Source organism: uncultured Thomasclavelia sp., assembly GCF_944324745.1.
In the GTDB taxonomy this organism is placed as follows: domain Bacteria; phylum Bacillota_I; class Bacilli_A; order Erysipelotrichales; family Coprobacillaceae; genus Thomasclavelia.
In genome coordinates this window covers 59,589-80,189 of the sequence record NZ_CALUXO010000085.1, presented here as the reverse complement: position 1 = coordinate 80,189, position 20,601 = coordinate 59,589, and the positions used below count along the sequence as shown (strand labels likewise).

Annotated in this window: 18 protein-coding genes; 2 read left to right on the top strand and 16 right to left on the bottom strand. The window is 30.7% G+C overall.

Going from position 1 to position 20,601, the window contains the following annotated elements; all coding sequences use genetic code 11:
* The 5 genes from Q0K54_RS12195 to yqeH all read right to left on the bottom strand — a co-directional run.
* On the bottom strand, positions 1–360 hold a 360-nt coding region (locus tag Q0K54_RS12195), incomplete at its 3' end, for a class I SAM-dependent methyltransferase (RefSeq protein WP_294581616.1).
* 38 nt (positions 361–398) lie between these two features.
* Positions 399–743: a ribosome silencing factor gene (gene rsfS, locus Q0K54_RS12190; protein WP_294581614.1), complete on the bottom strand. Its 345-nt coding sequence runs from the start codon at positions 741–743 to the stop codon at positions 399–401.
* A complete protein-coding gene (locus tag Q0K54_RS12185; protein ID WP_294581612.1) occupies positions 736–1,833 on the bottom strand; it encodes a nicotinate-nucleotide adenylyltransferase in 1,098 nt (365 codons plus the stop codon). Before Q0K54_RS12185 ends, rsfS begins: the two co-directional genes overlap by 8 nt.
* Positions 1,830–2,120: a ribosome assembly RNA-binding protein YhbY gene (gene yhbY / locus Q0K54_RS12180; protein WP_294581610.1), complete on the bottom strand. Its 291-nt coding sequence runs from the start codon at positions 2,118–2,120 to the stop codon at positions 1,830–1,832. Before yhbY ends, Q0K54_RS12185 begins: the two co-directional genes overlap by 4 nt.
* Before the next feature lie 13 nt (positions 2,121–2,133).
* Entirely contained in the window at positions 2,134–3,228 is a 1,095-nt protein-coding gene (gene yqeH / locus Q0K54_RS12175) for a ribosome biogenesis GTPase YqeH (RefSeq protein WP_294581608.1), read from the bottom strand.
* A gap of 154 nt (positions 3,229–3,382) precedes the next feature.
* Here yqeH and sigK point away from each other — a divergent pair, with 154 nt between their 5' ends.
* Positions 3,383–4,069 carry an RNA polymerase sporulation sigma factor SigK gene (gene sigK, locus Q0K54_RS12170; RefSeq protein ID WP_294581606.1) on the top strand — a complete coding sequence of 229 codons (687 nt, stop codon included), beginning with the start codon at positions 3,383–3,385 and terminating at the stop codon, positions 4,067–4,069.
* Between the two features lie 109 nt (positions 4,070–4,178).
* On the opposite strand, the gene parC is transcribed toward sigK, so the two are convergent.
* Positions 4,179–6,797: a DNA topoisomerase IV subunit A gene (parC, locus tag Q0K54_RS12165; protein ID WP_294581604.1), complete on the bottom strand. Its 2,619-nt coding sequence runs from the start codon at positions 6,795–6,797 to the stop codon at positions 4,179–4,181.
* Between the two features lie 13 nt (positions 6,798–6,810).
* Positions 6,811–8,736 carry a DNA topoisomerase IV subunit B gene (gene parE, locus Q0K54_RS12160; protein ID WP_294581603.1) on the bottom strand — a complete coding sequence of 642 codons (1,926 nt, stop codon included), beginning with the start codon at positions 8,734–8,736 and terminating at the stop codon, positions 6,811–6,813.
* A 209-nt stretch (positions 8,737–8,945) separates the two neighbouring features.
* Between parE and plsY the strand changes: the two genes are divergently transcribed.
* Positions 8,946–9,554 (top strand): glycerol-3-phosphate 1-O-acyltransferase PlsY, encoded by a 609-nt coding sequence (gene plsY, locus Q0K54_RS12155; RefSeq protein ID WP_294581602.1) that lies wholly within the window; start codon positions 8,946–8,948, stop codon positions 9,552–9,554.
* A 70-nt stretch (positions 9,555–9,624) separates the two neighbouring features.
* Here the strand turns inward: plsY and Q0K54_RS12150 are convergent, their stop codons facing one another.
* From Q0K54_RS12150 to Q0K54_RS12110, 9 genes are all read right to left on the bottom strand, one after another.
* Complete coding sequence (locus tag Q0K54_RS12150) at positions 9,625–9,825, bottom strand: YneF family protein (RefSeq protein ID WP_294581601.1); 201 nt, start codon at positions 9,823–9,825, stop codon at positions 9,625–9,627.
* Positions 9,826–9,914: 89 nt separating this feature from the next.
* Positions 9,915–10,289, bottom strand: a complete 375-nt coding sequence (locus tag Q0K54_RS12145) for a DUF2522 domain-containing protein (protein ID WP_294581600.1) — start codon at positions 10,287–10,289, stop codon at positions 9,915–9,917.
* Positions 10,290–10,354: 65 nt separating this feature from the next.
* Positions 10,355–12,340, bottom strand: coding sequence for a transketolase (tkt, locus tag Q0K54_RS12140; RefSeq protein WP_294581599.1), 1,986 nt, complete (start codon positions 12,338–12,340; stop codon positions 10,355–10,357).
* A gap of 158 nt (positions 12,341–12,498) precedes the next feature.
* Positions 12,499–12,735 carry a DUF896 domain-containing protein gene (locus Q0K54_RS12135; RefSeq protein WP_294581597.1) on the bottom strand — a complete coding sequence of 79 codons (237 nt, stop codon included), beginning with the start codon at positions 12,733–12,735 and terminating at the stop codon, positions 12,499–12,501.
* A 211-nt stretch (positions 12,736–12,946) separates the two neighbouring features.
* Complete coding sequence (gene yfmH / locus Q0K54_RS12130) at positions 12,947–14,248, bottom strand: EF-P 5-aminopentanol modification-associated protein YfmH (protein WP_294581595.1); 1,302 nt, start codon at positions 14,246–14,248, stop codon at positions 12,947–12,949.
* Entirely contained in the window at positions 14,248–15,510 is a 1,263-nt protein-coding gene (gene yfmF / locus Q0K54_RS12125) for an EF-P 5-aminopentanol modification-associated protein YfmF (protein ID WP_294581593.1), read from the bottom strand. The genes yfmH and yfmF overlap by 1 nt, the downstream gene beginning before the upstream one ends.
* 111 nt (positions 15,511–15,621) lie before the next feature.
* A complete protein-coding gene (locus Q0K54_RS12120; RefSeq protein ID WP_294581591.1) occupies positions 15,622–17,886 on the bottom strand; it encodes a DNA translocase FtsK in 2,265 nt (754 codons plus the stop codon).
* 83 nt (positions 17,887–17,969) lie between these two features.
* Entirely contained in the window at positions 17,970–19,664 is a 1,695-nt protein-coding gene (locus Q0K54_RS12115; RefSeq protein WP_294581590.1) for a ribonuclease J, read from the bottom strand.
* Between the two features lie 187 nt (positions 19,665–19,851).
* A complete protein-coding gene (locus Q0K54_RS12110; protein ID WP_294581589.1) occupies positions 19,852–20,499 on the bottom strand; it encodes a hypothetical protein in 648 nt (215 codons plus the stop codon).
* Positions 20,500–20,601 lie beyond the last annotated feature (102 nt).

Below are 20,601 nucleotides of genomic sequence, written 5' to 3'. Positions count from 1 at the left end.
GATAAAAGTTCCGTTATATTTTAAAGCATCATAGGCGTTTTTAAATGTTTTTAAAACTTTCTTTTTACTTAATAAATAATTAATTGAATCACATAAACATAAAACCAGATTAACCGGCTGATTTATTTCAAAGTCAGTCATATCAATGCGTCCTAATAATAAATCAACATTAGCATCCATTGCTTTAATTTTAGCAACTTCTAACATATTTGCCGATAGATCTGTAGCGTATACTTGTTTATTATCTTTAGCTAAGCGAATAGCTATTTCACCAGTGCCACATCCTAGTTCCAAGACACTTTTGAATTTGGCATGCTGATTAATAAATTGATAATAATCATCATAAAAAGCTTCATCCATTAAGCTGTCGTAATAATAAGCAAAATTTTCATATGACATTATTGTAAATATTCAGAAATATCAATTCGAGGCATATCAGCCCATAATTTTTCTAGATTATACATTTGACGTTCTTCAATATCAAAAATATGAACAATGATATCTCCGTAGTCCATTAATAACCATTTACTATTACGACGTCCTTCAATTTGTTTAACTGCATAGCCATTTTCTTCACATTTTTCCTCAACGCTGTCACGTAAAGCATCCATTAATCGTTCATTATCAGCAGTACAAATGACAAATGTATCATAGATAGGACTAGCTAATTGCATATCGATTGCAACAATATCCTTTGCTAATTTATCATCCAAAGCTCTTACAATTATTTCTAATTTATTCATTGATTTCTCCTTTTACGAATTTATTATATATTTCAAAAAAACATTGATCGATTTCACGTCCCTTTTTGGTCGAAAAATCATAAAAATCTTGCAGACAAGATGCAAAACCAGCTTCGATATCTTGATTACATAAAGCGATTTCTTTTGATGAATCATAATCGCGACTAGGGTCATATTTATCAGCAGTATAAATGCACATATCTAATTTAGACATACCTAGAGAACCTGTTGTATGATGTCTAATTGCCTGTAAGATTTCTCGATCATCAACTAAATATTCAGTTTTAGCTACATATTCAGATAACCATTGATGCCAGATTGGCACAGCTTTATCGACATATTGAGGATAATGCTCATTCATTATTTTTAAAGCATCATCATAGTCCATTTCTTTGGCAATATCATGCAACATACCAGCTACATAGGCTTTAGTGGCATCTAGACCATTGTTTTTGGCAAATTCTTTGGCTAAATGAGCCATGCTGACAGTATGACGATAACGTTTCTTTGACATTTTATTTTTAATCATTGTTTCTAAATAGATTCCATTATTGACAATATATTTTAATACTTCGGGTTGTAAGGCATGTAGTTTTCCATTTCGAATTTCATTGCTGGCATCATCAGTAGCCGTTAGATCCAAACGGATAAAATTATATTTTTGAATATTCTCATTTGTTTGATAGCCAACACGATCAAAAACAACTAATTGAGCTAGTTTACTTAATTTTTTAGCATCTACCCATTTATGGAATAAACTTGCCTGATCCATCCCCATAATAAAATATAACTGATCTTCAGGATATACTTTTTTTAAGTGTTTGATCGTATCAATAGTATAGTTCTTTTTGCTATCATCCTGATTAATTTCATAAGTGCAGATTTCTACTTTTGCATAACGATCTAACGCTATATGTAACATGTCTAGTCGTTGTTTTTTTGTAGCTCCTGATGAGTCTTTCCAAGGATTGTTTGCCGTAGGCATTACTAAAAGTTTATCTAAGTCTAATTGTCGTAGCGATTCTTCTATAACTCTTACATGAGAACGGTGGATAGGATCAAAACTACCCCCAAAAATACCTATTTTCATTTTGGCAAAGAATAAATTTGTTTTTCGCTGGGACGATATAATAAAATAGTTCGTCCTAAAATTTGTACTACATCTGCGTGAGTTCTCATGCTTAATTCAATCGCAATCTCATTTTTAGACTGAAGACAAGATTCTAAGATCTTAATTTTAATTAATTCATGGGCATTTAAGGCGTCTTCAATACCGTCAATTTGACTTTGATGAACCCCTTCTTTACCAATTTGGAAGATTGCATTTAAATTATGTCCAATTCCTCTTAAATACCTTTTTTGTTTTCCTGTTAACATATCATTATCCTTTCTATATTAGTGCTTCTCGAATAAATACCCCTACTCCTTTAGGCGCATAAATTTTTATATTAGCATTAGGCTGTTTTATGCTAATAAAACCTAATCCCGATATAACAATATCTACTTTATAATTTGGCAGTTTGAAAGTATACGTATTCATATCTTGGATTTTTTCAATTGATTTAATCACTGGTTCTAAAGTTAAATGACGATTATACAGACCATCACCGTTAATTAACTTAGTTCTACTTATTTTTAACGTTTTTGGAAAGAAACAAGTGAACGAAGTTTTATTACCCTTTTGATAATCCATTCTAGCTAAACCACCAAAATATAGTGTTTGCTGGTCATTTAACTGAAAATTTATCGGACGTAATTCACTTTTAGGAATTATATATTTCAAATCTTTTTCATCGACTTGATGCAAAATTTGATCAGCATTAACTATTCCTGGTGAATCATATAAATTACTATGTTCATCTAGTGGAATTTCAATTAGATCCAATGTCGTACCAGGAAATTCACTAGTAGTAATCAGATTATTAATATTGCTATAATGTTTTAATAAAGCATTGATCAATGATGATTTACCAACATTTGTAACCCCAACAAGATAAACATCACGATTTTTACGATAATAATCAATCTTTTCAAATAATAAATCAAGATTATAATTTTTAAGGGCACTTGAAAGTATCACATCAACTGGTTTAATTCCTGATTCTTTTAATTGACGTCGTAACCAATGTTCAATTTTAATATCTTTAACTGATTTAGGTAAAATATCACGTTTATTTCCAACAACCAGAATATCATTACCATTTAAATGTCTAGTTAATCCTTTGATAATACTTCCATTATAATCAAATAAATCAACCAAATATACTACTAAACAATCATGGCTGCCAATTTGATTTAAAATTCTTAAAAAATCGTCATTGGTTAAACTAGTTTTTTGTAATTCATGATAATGTTGTAAACGAAAACAACGTTTACAAAGTACATGATCTTTATTTAATGCATTTTTTGGTACGAAACCAATTTTCTTTTCATCATCACTTTGAATGATCGCACCACAGCCAAAACATCTAATTTCTTTTGTCATAATCTCTCCTTTTCAAAAATCACAACCATTGTACATTATTTTAAGATGATTTTAAAGTATATCGATTAAAAATATCATTTAAATCAGCGATTAATGTGTCTATTTATGTCATAAATTAAATTAATCGACCGTAAAATATATCGAGGTGAAGTTAATGTTTGCAACATTATTATCATTGTTGACAAATGGATTTTTTGTATCATATATCAAAGCAAAATCTTTTGAATTACCTTTATCAGCTAAAGAAGAAGAAAAATATTTAAAACAATTTTTTGCCGGTGATCAAAAGGCCCGTAATATTTTGATTGAACGTAATTTGAGATTAGTTGCGCATATAGCCAAAAAATATGAAAATAATAAAGATCTTCAGGAAGATTTGATTTCTATTGGTACCATTGGTCTAATCAAAGCAGTTGATAGTTATTCTAATAATCATCAAACCCGCTTAGCTACCTATGCTTCAAGATGTATTGAAAATGAAATTTTAATGCATTTAAGAACTAATAAAAAAACTAGTCTTGATGTTTCATTAAATGAAGCTATTGGAATCGATAAAGATGGCAGCGAAATTGTTTTAGGCGATATTATTCCGGCCCAACAAGAAGATTTTATCGATATTATTAATCGTAATGATACAATTGAAAAAATTACTAAATATTTTAATATTTTAGATGATCGTGAAAAAGATACGCTAATTATGCGCTATGGTTTAAACAATACTAAAAAATACACTCAAAAAGAAATTGCAAAAAAATTAAATATTTCTCGTTCATATGTTTCCCGATTGGAAAAACGGGCTTTAATTAAACTGTTACGTGAATATATGAAAGAACGTAGTTAAAATAATAAATGTGCGAATTGATATTTCGAGCTAGTTATCAGGATTGGTAACTATTTAAAATTCTATCAAATAACGCACATTTTTATCTTAGCTAGTTAAATAATCATCTTTAAAACTCATCTTCATTTAAAATATCGGCCAGACTGATTTTTTCATATTTTACTTTATCATCTTTTTTTGTCATCGTCTTTTTTGACTTAGATGTCTTTTGGTTAGAAGATGTTGTTTCTATATCATCTAATAAAGTATGTTGTTTTGGTTCTTTAAAAATAGCACTAGTATCTTCTTGCTTTTGAGGCCCATTAGAAAAATCATCAGTGCTAATAGCCCGAGCAACATAAACATCTTCAATTAATTGGATATTTGTCAGTTTGTGTTTTACTGTTGGCTTTTGAATCAAATTAGCATAATTAAAATCAGTTGGTAAATACGTATAGCTGGTTTGATCATTTAAAGTAACTGTTAATTCTTGATTGTTATCAACAACAGCTCCAGCTTTAACATAGATAACTTTAGATTTAGGATTTTTATATAAAATTACCCCTTTTTTCTGGCGACTTGACGGTGTGATATCACTAATCCTAATTCGTTTAATCCCACCATCTTCACTTACAAGCATCAATGAATGATTTTTAAGTGGATCAAAGATATCCAGACTAACTAATTGATCATTTTTTAGATTGCAGGCTTTAACACCCCCGGCTTTTATTCCTAAAATAGAAACTTCCTGTTCTGAATATAAAACCCCATATCCAGCTTTAGTTGTAAGAATAATCCCCTGATTATTATCAGTCAATTTTACGCCAATAACTTGATCATTATTCTTTAATGCCATACACTTAATCGGTTTAGAGTATCGAGTGACTTTAAAATCAGATAACTGAGTTCGTTTAATTTGTCCATTTTTAGTTGCAATTAAAACATATAATGGTAAGTTAAAATCTTTTACTAAAATGGCACCGATTATTTTTTCACTTGAATTTAATTTAATTAAATAACTTAGATGTTTACCGGCATCTTTCCATTTAAATTCATCTATTTTATAAACTGGTACAAACAAATAATTACCGGCATCAGTGAACAATAATATATGATCTAATGTATTGGCCTGAAATAAAGCTACTAAATGATCATTATCTTTTTTACCAATTGGGATACCTTCACTGGCTTTTAAAGAACGAGTACTAATTCGTTTAATATAACCATCACGGGTAATTGATACATTAGTATCTTCAGATAAAATCATTTTTTGTTCATCAATTTTTATTTCTTGGATTTCATCGCGAACCTGAGTAAGTCTCGGCATCGGGTATTTTTTCTTGATTTGATTTAAGCGTTCAATAATTACTTTATTTAATAATTCAGGATTAGCTAAAATATCATTTAATCTACTAATCTGTTGATCAAGTTCATTGTTTTCGTTTTCTAACGTTACAATATCGGTATTTGTCAAACGATATAATTGTAACATAACAATAGCTTCTGCCTGTTTTTCGGTAAAATCGTATTTATCCATTAAATTTTTCTTGGCATCTGCTTTATCTTTAGAAGCTCTGATCGTAGAAACGACTTCATCCAAAATAGAAATAGCTTTGATCAAACCTTCAACAATATGCTTACGATTTTTAGCCTTATTTAAATCATATTGACTGCTGCGAGTAACTACATCAATTTGATGAGCAATATAACCATCTAATATATCGATGATACCCATTAAAACAGGTCGCTTATCTTTAATTGCTACCATGTTATAGTTATAATTTTTTTGCAAATCAGTATTTTTAAATAAATAATTTAAAGTATTAGTAACCGAAATATCTTTTTTTAGATCGATAGCAATTCTTAAACCACTACGATCTGATTCATCGCGAACTTCAACTATACCGTCAACATGTCGATTAAAACGTATTTCATCAATTTTACGAACCAGCTCGGCTTTATTAACCTCATAAGGAATTTCTGTTACGATAATTTTATTTATATTTTTTTCTTCTACGATTTCAGTTTTACTACGAACAATTACTTTACCACGTCCTGTTTTAAAAGCATTGATGATTCCCTGTTTTCCTTCAGCAATAGCTCCAGTAGGAAAATCTGGTCCTTTAACATATTCCATAATTTTTTCTAAGGAACATTTAGGATGTTTTAATCGATAAATTGTGGCATTAATAACTTCTTCTAAGTTATGAGGAGGAATTTCAGTGGCATATCCAGCTGAAATTCCAGTAGCACCATTAACTAATAAATTGGGATAAGCCGCTGGAAGTACTGTCGGCTCATATTCAGTGTCATCAAAGTTTAATGACATTAAAACTGTATCTTTATCTAAGTCCAATAGTAATTCTTCAGCGATTGGCGCTAATCTTGCTTCGGTATAACGCATAGCTGCAGCAGGATCGTTGTCGATAGAGCCATTATTACCTTGCATATCAACTAAAGGGGCTCGCATCTTCCATTCTTGTGATAAACGAACCATCGCTTCATAAACTGAAGTATCTCCATGAGGATGATAATTACCAATGACATTTCCGACGGTTTTAGCTGATTTTCGATATGGTTTGGAATGTAAATTTCCTTCTTTATACATCGAATATAAAATCCGACGTTGGACTGGTTTTAAACCATCGCGAACATCAGGTAAAGCCCGGTCTTGAATAATATATTTAGAATATTTTCCGAATCGATCTCCCATGATGGTTTCTAATGACATTACAATTTTTTTATCCACTATCTATCTCTCCTTAGTCAATAGTATAATTATCTTCTAACGTAAATTGGACATTTTGTTCGATCCATTCTCGTCTAGGTTCTACTTTATCGCCCATTAAAACTGAAACTCGTCTTTCAACAATTGCAGCATCATCAATCGAAACTTGAATCAAAGTTCGAGTTTTAGGATTCATTGTGGTCTCCCATAATTGAGCAGCATTCATTTCCCCTAAACCTTTATAACGTTGAACGGTATAGCCACGACCAATTTTCTTCTTAGCGGCTTCCAATTCATCGTCTTCCCAGGCATAAATAACCTCTTCTTTTTTACCGGTCTTTTTAGACACTTTATATAGCGGTGGCAAAGCAATATAAACTTTTCCTGCTGTAATCAAATCACGCATATAGCGATAGAAAAATGTCAGCAGCAAAATCTGAATATGAGCTCCATCAGTATCGGCATCGGTCATTATAATTACTTTATTATAGTTACTATCTTTTTCATTGAAATCCGGACCAACTCCAGCACCAATAGTATTAATGATCGTGGCAATTTCTTCATTTTTTAAGATATCGGCCATCGATGCTTTTTCAGTATTCACAACCTTTCCTCGAAGCGGTAATATCGCTTGATATTTACGATCACGGCCTTGTTTAGCACTTCCGCCTGCTGAATCACCTTCGACTAAGTATAATTCTTTTATTGAACGATCTTTTGATTGAGCGGGTGCTAATTTACCACTAAGAATTTTTTCTTGTCGCGTTCCCTTACCTTTTCTGGCGGCCTCACGAGCTTTTCGAGCTGCTTCACGAACCTGAGAAGCCTTAATCATCTTTTTAACTAGATTATCGGCTGTTTCTTTATTTTCTTCTAGATAATATGTTAGTTTTTCATAAACAACAGCATCAACAACATTTCTAGCTTCGGGAGTACCTAATTTAGATTTCGTCTGTCCTTCAAATTGCAGAAAATGTTCTGGCACTTTAATTGATAAAATGGCTGATAAACCTTCGCGAACATCGTTACCTTCAAGATTTTTATCCTTTTCTTTCAATAATCCATATTTACGGGCATATTCATTAAAAGTACGTGTAAGGGCAGTTTTAAAACCTGTTTCATGGCTACCACCATCACTAGTTCTAACTAGATTAACAAAAGATAGTGTGTTTTCCTGATATCCAGTAGTAAATTGCATTGCTACATCTACTTCTATTTCATTATTAATTCCTTCAATATTAATAATTTCATTTATCGTTTCTTTTTCATAATTTAAATATTCAACAAAAGCCGTTAGACCATTATCATATTGAAAAGTATCATGTTTGTCAGTTCTTTCATCAACTAAATCAATTTTAATTCCTTTTAATAAAAAAGCACTTTCCATCAATCGTTCATTAATTGTTGAATAATTAAATTCCGTTGTTGAAAAAATATCTGGATCAGGTGAAAATTGAATGGTCGTTCCTGTTTGATTAGTTTTACCAATAACTTTTAATTTTCCAATCCTACTACCACCATTTTCAAAGCGCTGAAACCAGATTTTGCCATCACGATGAATAGTTACTTCTAACCATTTTGATAAAGCATTAACGACAGATGCCCCAACTCCATGTAAACCACCAGAAGTTTTATAACCACCATCTTCATTGAACTTACCACCAGCATGAAGAACCGTTAAGATGACCTCGGTTGTCGGACGTCCTGATGCATGCATTCCAGTTGGCATTCCTCTTCCATGGTCAACAACTTTAATGCTGTTATCTTTACAGATAGTAACTTCAATATGATCTCCAAAGCCAGATAATGCTTCGTCAATTGAATTATCAACAATTTCCCAAACTAAATGATGTAACCCACGACTATCAGTAGAGCCAATATACATCCCAGGTCTTTTACGAACAGCTTCTAAACCTTCTAATATTTGAATATTAGATTCATCATATTTATTACTTGGCATTTATTCAATCAACAGCTACTCAAATATACATTTTATTGAGTAGCCTCTCCTTTCTTAGAAATTTTAAAACAATTTATTTACTCTTTATTAAATAAAGTTATGATAAGTTTGTAAGTGACACTTGTACTATTATAACTAACTTTGAGCTTTTTTTCAAAGATTATTGCAATTTTATCCTGATAATATATAATACCTTTGGGGTGATTTTAATGGATGTAATAATTCCGATAATTTTAATAGCTTGTGGCTATTTGTATGGATCAATACCATTTGCATTAGTCATTGGTAAAGTTTTCTATAAAACTGATGTTCGTAATTATGGTTCGGGAAATTTAGGAGGAACCAATACAGGTCGTGTTTTAGGAAAAAAAGCTGGAGTTGCCGTAATCTTGCTTGATGCATCTAAAGCATTGCTTGTTAGTCTATTGACTAATTATCTTTGTCATATTTTTAATTTAAATAGTGATCTTCATTATGTTTGTGCTTTAGCCTGTGTTATTGGACATTGTTATCCAATCTTTGCTAATTTTAAAGGTGGTAAGGCTGTTTCTACCGCTATTGGTTTTTTCTTTACCATTAATCCATTAGGAGCAGTTTTAGCTTTAGTAGTATTTTTTATCGTATTAAAAATATCTAAATATGTTTCTTTATCTTCAGTAATTGCTTCTGGTTCGGTCTTACTGGCAACACCATTTATGGACATTTCATTAATTGGAAAAATATGTGTTGCGGCAGTGATCTTACTTTTAATTTACCGTCATCGGGCAAATCTAAAACGTGTAAAAGAAGGAACGGAATCTAAAATTACTTGGATGTAATTTTATAAATATAGTTAAAATATCTGTTATCAGATATTTTTATTATAAATAAAAAATAAGGGACGTGCCCTTATTTATATTGTGCCATAACCGAATTCATGATTCTTTTAATTTGTGCTTCACTTGGTTTACGACCCATTTCCATATACATCGCCCGAATCATTTTTTCATTGATAGGCGGATTTTTCTGTAATTGTTTTTTAAACATATAACGTGCACCAAAGAATCCTGCGATGGCACCGATAATTACTCCAATAATGGCGCTTAACATTTTTGTACCTCCAAATTTTAGATTGCTTTACCATTATAACATAACTTTTAAATTAATGGTATAGAATATCACAAAAAACGTTAAGCTTATCAATTAGACACTTCGCATACATATGTCTTTTCTAGACTATTATCAATATTAAATAATATTTCTAAAAAAATATTTTCTTTTTTATTAGCTTTTATAGTTATGTAATAATCATCAACAATACAAACTAAATTTTCGTTAGTTAACTGATTATGTAAATAATGTCTATTTTTATCACGAGAATAGTCTGAGCGTTTTTTTAATTTATCTTCAATATAATCACTGATTCCTTCGTTTGTTTGAAAGAAACATTCCATCTGTCGATCAAAAAAACTATTTTTCGGTTCTAGTTTAGTTATTTTAGCTTTAATTTCTGGATATTGTTGCCAAAGTTCTTTAATATTGGAATTTAGTCTATATACTCGATATTGTTTCATCTTCATCACCAAAATTATTATAACTAGAACTAGAATCAAACAATGTCAAAAAATCGGAATTAAAATTAATTCCGATTCAATAATTCTTTAATATTTTTAATTACATTTTCAACAGTAAATCCATAACGTTCAATAATAACGTTAGCAGGAGCACTAGTTCCAAATGAATTAACTGACATTGTTTTTCCATCTAAGCCGACATAACGATACCATCCAAAATCAGAACCCATCTCAATTGATAAACGAGTACGGATTTTGTTTGGTAAAATCGATTCTTTATATTCAGGGCTTTGTTGTTCATAAAGTTCCATTGAAGGCATTGAAACAACACGAACATCAATACCTTCTTCTAATAGTTTTTCTTTTGCTTGCATTGCTAAGCTTACTTCACTACCACTAGCAATAATGATTGCATCAATTCTTTCTTTTTCGTTACCAGCGATATAGGCACCTTTGCAAACTCCTTCATAGCTAGAGTTTTCTAAGGTAACTACATTTTGTCTAGTTAAAATCAAAGCAGTTGGCTTATTAGTCGTTTCAATGGCAATTTTCCATGCAGCAATCATTTCTTTAGCATCTGCTGGACGAATTACTTGAATATTTGGTAGAGAACGTAACATTGTAAGTTGTTCAATTGGTTGATGTGTTGGACCATCTTCGCCTACAGCAATTGAGTCATGAGATAATGGTAAAATAATTGGTAAATGCATTAAACATGCCATTCGTAATGCCGCTTTAAAATAATCAGCGAAAACTAAGAAACCACCAGCGGAAACTTTGATACCTTTATGTAAAGTAATTCCATTCATCATGGCCACCATAGCGAATTCACGAATTCCAAAAGCAAGATTACGTCCATCATAATTTTCAACACTGAAAGTTTTTTCATTGGCAATCAATGTTTTAGTTGATGAAGCTAAATCTGCTGTCCCTGATAAAAACGTTGGATTTTGTTTGGCAATTTCTTGAATTGCTTCTAATGATGTATTTCTAGTAGCATCATTATGACCAGGAACATATTTTTGCATTAACTCTTCAATATCGAAAGAATAGCGATCATTAATGGCATCATCAAGTTCTTGAGCTAATTCAGGATATGTATTTTTATACTCTTTCATTAGCCGGCGCCATTTATTATAACGATTACGACCTCTTTTAATGCAAGTATCAGCAAAATCATTATATACTTCTTCAGGAACATAAAATTCATCATGATCAAAACCATAAGAAATCTTAGCGTTTTTACCATCTTCATATCCAAGTGGACTACCATGTACCTTGCTGGTTCCTTCGTTAGCTGAACCATAGCCAATAACTGTATCGATAATAATTAAAGTTGGTTTATATAATTCTCTTTTACCTTTTTTGATTGCTTTTTGAATTAAATTGATATCATTTCCATCAGCAACCTTTATAACTTGCCAACCCATTGATTCAAAACGTTTTTTAACGTCTTCACTAAATGACATAGATAAAGGTCCATCTAAGGTAACTTTATTAGCATCATATAAAACAATTAATTTTCCAAGTGATAAATGTCCTGCTAAAGAAGCTGCTTCATAAGTAACACCTTCTTGCATATCACCATCACCACATAAAACATAAGTATAATGATCAACAATATCGAATCCTTCACGATTAAATTTTGTTGCTAAAAATTTTTCAGCTAGAGCCATTCCTGCAGCCATTGGAATTCCTTGACCTAACGGTCCTGATGAAGCATCGACCCCATCAGTAATATCACACTCAGGATGTCCTGGAGTCACTGAACCCCATTGACGGAAGTTTTTGATATCTTCAATTGAAATATTAAATCCTGACAAATGCAATATTGAATATAAAAGTGCAGAAGCATGACCAGACGCTAGAACAAAGCGATCACGATTAAACCAATCGCTATGTTTATGATATATATTCATTTCTTTTGTAAATAACGTATACATTGCTGGTGCGGAACCTAAAACCATTCCAGGATGACCTGAATTAGCTTTATTGATGGCATCAATACCCAATGCCCGAATAGTTGCTATTGATAAACTTGATGTTTCCATTAATTTCCTTTTCTCCTTCTTTTCACAAAAACTCAACTTTATTATACACATTTCTTAAATAAACGCAATAAGAGGTTGTTTATTCATATCAAAATGTTAATTTTATTTAAAAAATATGTAAATTATTTAAAATTAAAATTAGAAGCCACAAACAGCTTCTAATTTAATTTTTTTGATTGTGCTTTTTTTAATTTTCGAGGAGTAACATCATTACCCTTTTGATCAACAACCTTAATTCCCATTAGCTGTTGTTTAAAATTACCACGAAATAATTTTATATATTCTTTTCGTAATTTTTCTTGTTCTTCTAATTCCTCACTAGTGATGGTACCCTCTTTTTTCTTTTTAGCCAATTCATTAATTCGTGCAATTAATTTTGGATCTATTTGACTCATTTTTAATCTCCTTAAATTAAAAAAGGTAGAGAGCGTTAGATATTTCCCTGTTATGTACAGGTGGGCACCTTTAAATAAGCTTTAGGATCCCTATTCTAAGACAGGTTTTCAACACCGCCATTTAAATCAGGTTCCCTTATCTATGATGTGGAAATTTATATACTCTCTAACCACCGTTATTATATCATAAGCTTTTGTCGTGTCAACTATTTTAAATTTCAGAATTATCGTGATTATTTTTTTTCACGATACAAGTACTAGTATTGTTGATATTGAAATATTTAAAAACATTATAAATGTCTTCTAATTTTAATGCAGCGACTTCATCGACTAAATCTAGCGCATTAATTCCTTCAAAATAATAACGACTAAATAAATTGGCAATACTTTCAGGACTATTAAACATATTGATAAATAAACCGATATTTTTTTTCTTGATTCGATTAAAATCGTTTTCTTGAATTTTTAATTGATCAAAATTAGTAATTAAATCTAATAGTATTTCTTTTAATGTCTGATAATCATTACAATCACAGCCAATTTGAATAAAAGCATAATCACGTTCTTGAGTAAAACTAGCACTAAATGAATCATTGATAATTCCTTGATTCAACCATTCATTATATAACTTGGCACTTTTTGAAAATAATAAATCAAATAATAAATTTAATGATAATTCACGTTTGATCTTATCTTTTGGATTTTCTAAAATATCATTTACTTTGATTGAAACAATTATTTTATTCATCTCAACATCCATTGTTAAAACAGTTTCTTTAGTTTTAATGGCCTCAGGTTCTGCTACTTTTTGACAAATTATTGGTTTTGCCAATTTAAAATCCTTTTTAGATTGATTAGTTTTAATGGTTTCCATAGCTTTATTGGGATCAATATTTCCAACCACAAAAATCATCATATTGCTTGGATGATAAAAAGTATTATAGCATGTTTCTAACATCTCTTTATTAGTTCTATTAACCGTTTCCACGGTTCCAGCAATATCAACAGCGACAGGATGCTTTTGATATAAATTTTGAATAGAACCAAAATAGACGCGCCAATCGGGATCATCATCATACATTTTGATTTCTTGCCCAATTATTCCCTTTTCTTTTTCAACACTTTCAGGTGTAATTTCTAATTTTTGCACAAAATCTAATAATAATTCAATACAGGCATATTCATTTGTGGTAGTACTAAATAGATAAGCTGTTCTGCTTGAAGAAGTAAAGGCATTAGTGCTTGCTCCTAACTTGGCAAACTCTTCTGAAGCATCGCCACCATCCATGTCAAACATTTTATGTTCTAAAAAATGGGCAATACCATCTTCAACTTTTATCATCTTATCTTGATGTAATGGAACAAAAGTAGTATCGATGGCCCCGAATCTAGTGGAAAATAAACCATAGGTTTTTTCAAAACCTGGTTTTGGCAACAAATAAACTTCTAAACCATTGTCCATTTTTTCATGATATAATGTTTCTTTTAAGGTATTAAAATATAATTTTTCCATTATTGATCACTCCCTGTAAGTAAAAAGATTGTGTCTAAGTGTACTTTTTTACTAGCAGCAATTATTTCTTCTTTGGTAACACTTAATAATTTTTCTAAATATTCATCATTTGATTCTTGAACGCCTGTCAAATCCCGGTTATAAGCTAAAGTAATCAAACTGATTGGTTCATCTTTAGTTTTAGTTAATGAATTTTTTAGCATCAATTTTGCTAAACTAATTTCATCATCACTAAATTGACCATCTTGAAAATTGGCTAGTTCCTGTTTAATTAAATCTAACGCTTTTTGATAGTCCTTACCTTCAATTCCAGCATTGACCGTCATAATTCCACTAAATGCTCCATAACTTGAAGAAATATAATAACATAAGCTATTTTGTTCCCGAACTACTCTAAATAATCGTGATTGTGAAAAACCACCAAACATCGCATTAAAAACAGTCATGGCATATGTTCCTGAATCAGTAAAATTACAATCAACAACATATCCTAGATTTAGTTTAGACTGAGTGATGTCTTGTTTTTCAATTACTTCTAAGACTTCAGTTTTAGTTGATTTAAAATTAGTTACAGGATTAATTGCTGTCACATCAGTATCAAATTTTAAATTTTGTTCAAATAGAGAAACGATTGATTCATCAACATCACCAACCACATAAAGATGTTTAGCATCACTATGAACACATTCTAATAAATATTGATATAATTCTTCATTAGTAATTTGATTGATTTCTTCAATATATCCATTATTTTTAATTGACAAGAAGCCATCCTCACCCATATATTTAAACAATTGATCTAAACCATAAACAAATTTGTCATCATTTTGGACAATCAAGCGTTCTTTTAATTCTTTTTTCTTAATATTAAAAGTCTGTTCATCAAATTTTCCATCCTTAACATTTGGATGGAATAAAACATCATTAAACATTTTAATTTGTTCTTGTAATAAATCTTCTTGATATGGTAAAAAAGCTTCATTTATACAAACACTTGATAGATTTAAGATTTGTCCTAATCCTTTTGTCGCTAAATTAGTTCCAAAACTCATCCCATATAAATCTTCTAAATGAGTTGAAAGAGCCTGGGTCGAAGGATATTGCTCAGTTCCTCCGGTTAACATGAACGCTAACAATGATCGTTTAGTTACATTTTCTCTTGTTAATTTATTTTCTAATTTTAAAGACATTGTAATATTTTTGAACTTCTTAGTTGGAATTACATGTAATGTATATCCTTTTAATTGATAACTTTTTTTCATAAGACACTCCTTTACAAATCTAATGTATATATTATACACGAAATCATAAAAAATAAAACCGAAACGATAAATCTGTTTTCAAAGAATAATTTGTCAGAAAAAAAGACATCGTCAAATGTCTTCTTCTTCATAGCCGCGAATATAAACTTCTCGAGGTTTGGAACCAATCTGAGGTCCAATGACCCCATCAGCCTCCAGCTGGTCAATAATTCGAGCAGCTTTATTATATCCAATTCGAAATTGTCGTTGTAATAATGAAGTACTGGCCTTTTGAACACTGATAACAAAACTGCGACACATTTCATATTCTTCATCCTCTTCTTGTTCCTTAGAAGATGTAACAGTGCTGGTAGTTAACTTAGCATTGATATATTTATCGTCATATGTTGCTTCCTGTTGCTTGCTGACATATTCAACAATTGCACTGACTTCTTCATCAGAGACAAAAGCTCCCTGAACTCGAATTGGCGAACTGGCGCCCATTGGTGAATAAAGCATATCTCCTTTACCTAATAATTTTTCAGCACCAGATGCATCTAGAATCGTTCGCGAATCAACACCAGATGATACAGCAAAAGCAATACGAGATGGAATATTAGCTTTAATTACACCAGTAATAATGTCTGTTGATGGTCTTTGTGTCGCCACAATTAAATGAATTCCAGCAGCTCGGGCCATTTGGGCAATTCGCATAATACAATCTTCTACCTGTTTACTAGCAACCATCATCAAATCAGCAACTTCATCTAATATAACTACATGATATGGTAAAAGTGAAAGCTGTTTATCATCTGATAGTGTTTGATTAGACTTATTGACATAATTATTATAAGTTTCAATATTACGAACATTAGCCTTTGCGAATAAATCATAGCGACGTTCCATTTCTGAAACAACTTCTTGTAAAACCCCGGCAGCTTTTTTTGGATCAGTAACTACTGGCGCCAATAAATGAGGAATTCCATTATAGTTAGTTAACTCAACTTTTTTAGGATCAATCAAGATAAATTTAACTTCATCAGGTCGGACTCGCATTAAAATTGAACAAATAATCGTATTGACGCAAACTGATTTTCCACTTCCCGTCGCACCGGCAATTAATAAGTGTGGCATTTTATTTAATTGGGCATAAATAATTTTACCACTGACATCTTTACCTAACGGTACTAATAATTTATCATTTTCATATTCAGCTGGTACATCTTTAATTACTTCTTTAAAACTAACTGTTGTAGCCACGTTATTAGGGATTTCGACACCTACGGCTGCTTTACCAGGAATTGGCGCTTCGATTCGAATATCTTTAGCTGCCAATGCTAATTTTATATCATCTTGCAATTGTAAGATTTTATTGACTCGGGTTCCAGTTTCTAATTTTAATTCATATTTAGTAACCGAAGGCCCAATAAAAATATCACTGATAGTTGTATTTACCCCAAATTCATGAAGAACATTGGTTAATGTCTTGGCTTTAGTCAATGCGTGATCACGATTCGAATTAGCCTTTTTACTAGGAACATTTTTTAATAATGTCAGTGGCGGTAAATGATAATTTTTATTGACTGACTGTTTATTTTTAGTTTGATTATCATGGATTTTAGGTTTTTTGTCTTTGATTTCTAAAGTTAATGAATCTTCATTGAATTCAACAGTTGAAGGAATACTGTCATCTTCTTCTAGATGAATTTTAGCTGTAACTTTTTCTTTTTCAGGCTTTTTATCTTTTTTGGTTTGTTGTTCATCAAAAACTTCATCAGGAAAAAAAACTTTATCTTTTTCTTTGCTTCTAGAAAAGAAATCAACAAATTTTCCTCCAGTATTTTGACTAAAATAATCTTTTTTCTTTTCTTTCTTGGAATTATTTTTTATGTAATCAACGTAAAACTTACTTCCAAGTAACACAATACCAATAATTAAAATAAATCCAGCAGCAATCATAGCACCAATTCGATCAAACAAGGCACTTAAAATACCATATAACAAAGCTCCGATAAAACCACCACGATTACAAGGGGCTTGGCTGATATATTGGTTAATAACTTTAATAGCTACAATATTATCATCATTAAATGAAGACATTAATGTTAATAGTGCACCAATAATTAAGTATAAACCGATTGCTCTAGGGCTATTCATTTTTGGTAGATGAGCTTTAGCAATCACATATATACATAAACTAATCAGCATGATATAGCCAATACCAATAAAATTGCCAATTAGATAGGTACATACATAATCTAGTTGATGACCTATTGGTCCTAGCTGCATTGCGCTAACAACAATTATAAACAAACCAACAAATGCTATGATCCGCATCTTTAAATCTTCACTAATTTGTTCTTGTTTCGATTTTTTCTTACGTTTTGTCTTTGCCATGAATTATTTTCACACCTCCAACTTAGCTCTATTATTATAACATACGATATTATCTTGAAAAAGAAAAAGCAAGATAAACTTGCTTAGACTTCAATAATAATTGGTAAAATAACTGGTTTTTTACCTGTTTCCTTCGTAATATATTTATTGACTTTATCTTTAATGGTCTGACGGACTTCTACTGCTTCTAATTTAGAATTTTTTTTCATATCTTCAACACATTTTTCAGCAATTTCAATGATGCCTTTGATAATATATTCAGAATCTCTTAAATATACAAAACCACGAGTTTGAACATCAGTAGTCGCAATGATATCTTTTGTTTGATCATCAACAGTTACCCCAATAACGACCACACCATCATTTGATAGCTGAATTCGATCATCAATAACTTTGTCTCCGACATCTCCAACCCCACTACCATCAATCATAACATCTTCAACTTCAATTGTATCACGATAATCTTGTAATTTACCGTCAATAAATGTCAATATCTCACCATTATCAATAATACCAACATTTTCAGCTGGAATTGACATACTTTGAGCTATATCAAGGTTAGAAATAAAGTGCTGATATTCACCTTTGATCGGAACAAAATATTTTGGATTGAAAATCTGGATAATAACTTTAATATCTTCTTGCGAAGCATGCATTGAACTTAATTCTTTATTTTTTAAAACATGAATATTAGAATCGGTTTTATATAGTTCATTAATGGCTTTATTGGCAATCTTTTCAGTTCCTGGAATTACTGGTGAAGCCACAATGAAAGTATCATTTTCATTTAATTTTAAGTATTCATCGCCACCATCAATAATATCTAAAATGTCATGATAGATTCTTTGAGGTGTACCACTTAGTAAAATAACTAAATTATCATCAATCCCCTTTTTTCCAATATCAGTTGAAAAAGCAATTATATCTTTAGGAATTTGAATAACGGCTTTTTTTAGCTGTTGTCCGATACGAACAATACTATTAGTGCTATCATATTTATCTCGACCATAGAAAACAATTTTTCGATTATATTTTTTAGTTAGCTCAACGATTTCTTTGGTTCTAAAAATATTTTGAGCATAACTGGAAATAATAATTCGTCCTTCACTATCTTCGAATATATGATCAATTTTATCGGTCAATTTATGCCGTGGTGAGGTATACCCTGAATTCATCGAATATGATGATTCACATAATAACGCTAAAACTCCTTTTTTTCCAATTTCCATCATCTTTTGAATATCACAACGGAATCCCTCAGGAGCTCCAAAATCAATGATAAATTCGCCACTATAAACAATATAACCGCTTGATGACCAGATTGCGATTCCAACACTACCAGGAATAGAATGAGTTAGAGGGAAAAATTCCACTGGTGTATTTGCAATATTGATTGAATCATTACGTTTTACTCGATTTATCTCATAATTCAAATTAGGATTATTGTGTTTTTTGTACCGTTTTAGCATCTGTTCCATTAAATCTGCCGTTAAAGCCGGAGCATAAATTGGCACATTTACTGCTTCTAATAAATAAGGCAATGCCCCCATAACGTCATCATGACCATGGGTAATAATTATCGCTACGATTCTTTCAGCATTTTCTTTTAAATAATCGAAACTAGGAATTATGATATCAACACCTAATTTACTAACTTCTGGAAAACGAAAACCAGCATCAATGATAAAGATTTTTTCATCGATTTCAATACAATACATGCTTTTTCCCATTTCCGCTTGACCACCAAGCGGTAAAATCCTTACTACTTCTTTCTTCATTTGTACCTCCATATTATTATATTATTATAAGTATTTCATATATCTTGCGTCATGTTTTTATATATTATCATATTTACGACCAGTTGACTAATATATCTAACATAATTGTATCAAAAAAATTCTTAAAATTAAATTAATTTATCTTCTATATTATTAACTACTTTAATTTTTTTATCAAAATAAGTGTTTATTTGGTTTTTTCCAGCACCTGATTTAATTTATTTTCAAGCTTGTTGTCAATTTTAGTAAGCGGCAACCTGGTCTGGTTTGAAAATCCTTGCTGTTGCTTTAAACAATATTTTATTGAAGTACTAAGACTAGTCTGATTTAAAAGATGCAACAAAGTGTGATAGAATTTTAACTGCTTCTTAGAATTTTTTAAAGTTTGGACAACTATCTGATAATCAATATTAGCAACATCACTGATTATTCCAGCTACGGCTGGAAATTCATTAAAATACAGTGCTTCTAAACAATAAATATTTAATTGTGCATTTTTATTATAATTATTGAGTTTATTTTTATCGGATATAATCAAACCATTTATTGATAATGGTTTGATTAATTCATCAAAATTAGAAAAGTCAGTATTATCAAATACTATTATTTGTTTATTAGTTGCTGCTTTGATTAAACTTAGATGTAATGACAATTGATCTGCATTAAAATGAATGATTTTGGGCAAATTAATAATAAAACCAGTGATAAAATCCATATTTGCCATAATTCTAATAATACTTTTAGTATAGACTAAATCAATTTCCAGATAAAAAGACAGATTAGGGAAATGAAAACATAAATATCTAAGCAAGTGTTTAGTTTCATTGAAATTCAAACTATATCCTTCACCAGTAAAACTTCCAATGATAAAGTAACGACATCCTTGTTTTTGTAATCTGGTAACTAAGGCTTTGGTTTGTTGGTAATCAATGCTGTC

Excerpts from the sequence above, each read along its gene's own strand:
- Q0K54_RS12120 (WP_294581591.1), bottom strand. The coding sequence starts at position 17,886 with ATGGCAAAGACAAAACGTAAGAAAAAATCGAAACAAGAACAAATTAGT.
- Q0K54_RS12185 (WP_294581612.1), bottom strand. The coding sequence starts at position 1,833 with ATGAAAATAGGTATTTTTGGGGGTAGTTTTGATCCTATCCACCGTTCT.
- yfmH (WP_294581595.1), bottom strand. The coding sequence starts at position 14,248 with ATGGAAAAATTATATTTTAATACCTTAAAAGAAACATTATATCATGAA.
- tkt (WP_294581599.1), bottom strand. The coding sequence starts at position 12,340 with ATGGAAACATCAAGTTTATCAATAGCAACTATTCGGGCATTGGGTATT.
- yqeH (WP_294581608.1), bottom strand. The coding sequence starts at position 3,228 with ATGACAAAAGAAATTAGATGTTTTGGCTGTGGTGCGATCATTCAAAGT.
- yfmF (WP_294581593.1), bottom strand. The coding sequence starts at position 15,510 with ATGAAAAAAAGTTATCAATTAAAAGGATATACATTACATGTAATTCCA.
- Q0K54_RS12115 (WP_294581590.1), bottom strand. The coding sequence starts at position 19,664 with ATGAAGAAAGAAGTAGTAAGGATTTTACCGCTTGGTGGTCAAGCGGAA.
- Q0K54_RS12150 (WP_294581601.1), bottom strand. The coding sequence starts at position 9,825 with ATGTTAAGCGCCATTATTGGAGTAATTATCGGTGCCATCGCAGGATTC.
- rsfS (WP_294581614.1), bottom strand. The coding sequence starts at position 743 with ATGAATAAATTAGAAATAATTGTAAGAGCTTTGGATGATAAATTAGCA.
- Q0K54_RS12135 (WP_294581597.1), bottom strand. The coding sequence starts at position 12,735 with ATGAGTCAAATAGATCCAAAATTAATTGCACGAATTAATGAATTGGCT.
- plsY (WP_294581602.1), top strand. The coding sequence starts at position 8,946 with ATGGATGTAATAATTCCGATAATTTTAATAGCTTGTGGCTATTTGTAT.
- parE (WP_294581603.1), bottom strand. The coding sequence starts at position 8,736 with ATGCCAAGTAATAAATATGATGAATCTAATATTCAAATATTAGAAGGT.
- sigK (WP_294581606.1), top strand. The coding sequence starts at position 3,383 with ATGTTTGCAACATTATTATCATTGTTGACAAATGGATTTTTTGTATCA.
- Q0K54_RS12145 (WP_294581600.1), bottom strand. The coding sequence starts at position 10,289 with ATGAAACAATATCGAGTATATAGACTAAATTCCAATATTAAAGAACTT.
- yhbY (WP_294581610.1), bottom strand. The coding sequence starts at position 2,120 with ATGTTAACAGGAAAACAAAAAAGGTATTTAAGAGGAATTGGACATAAT.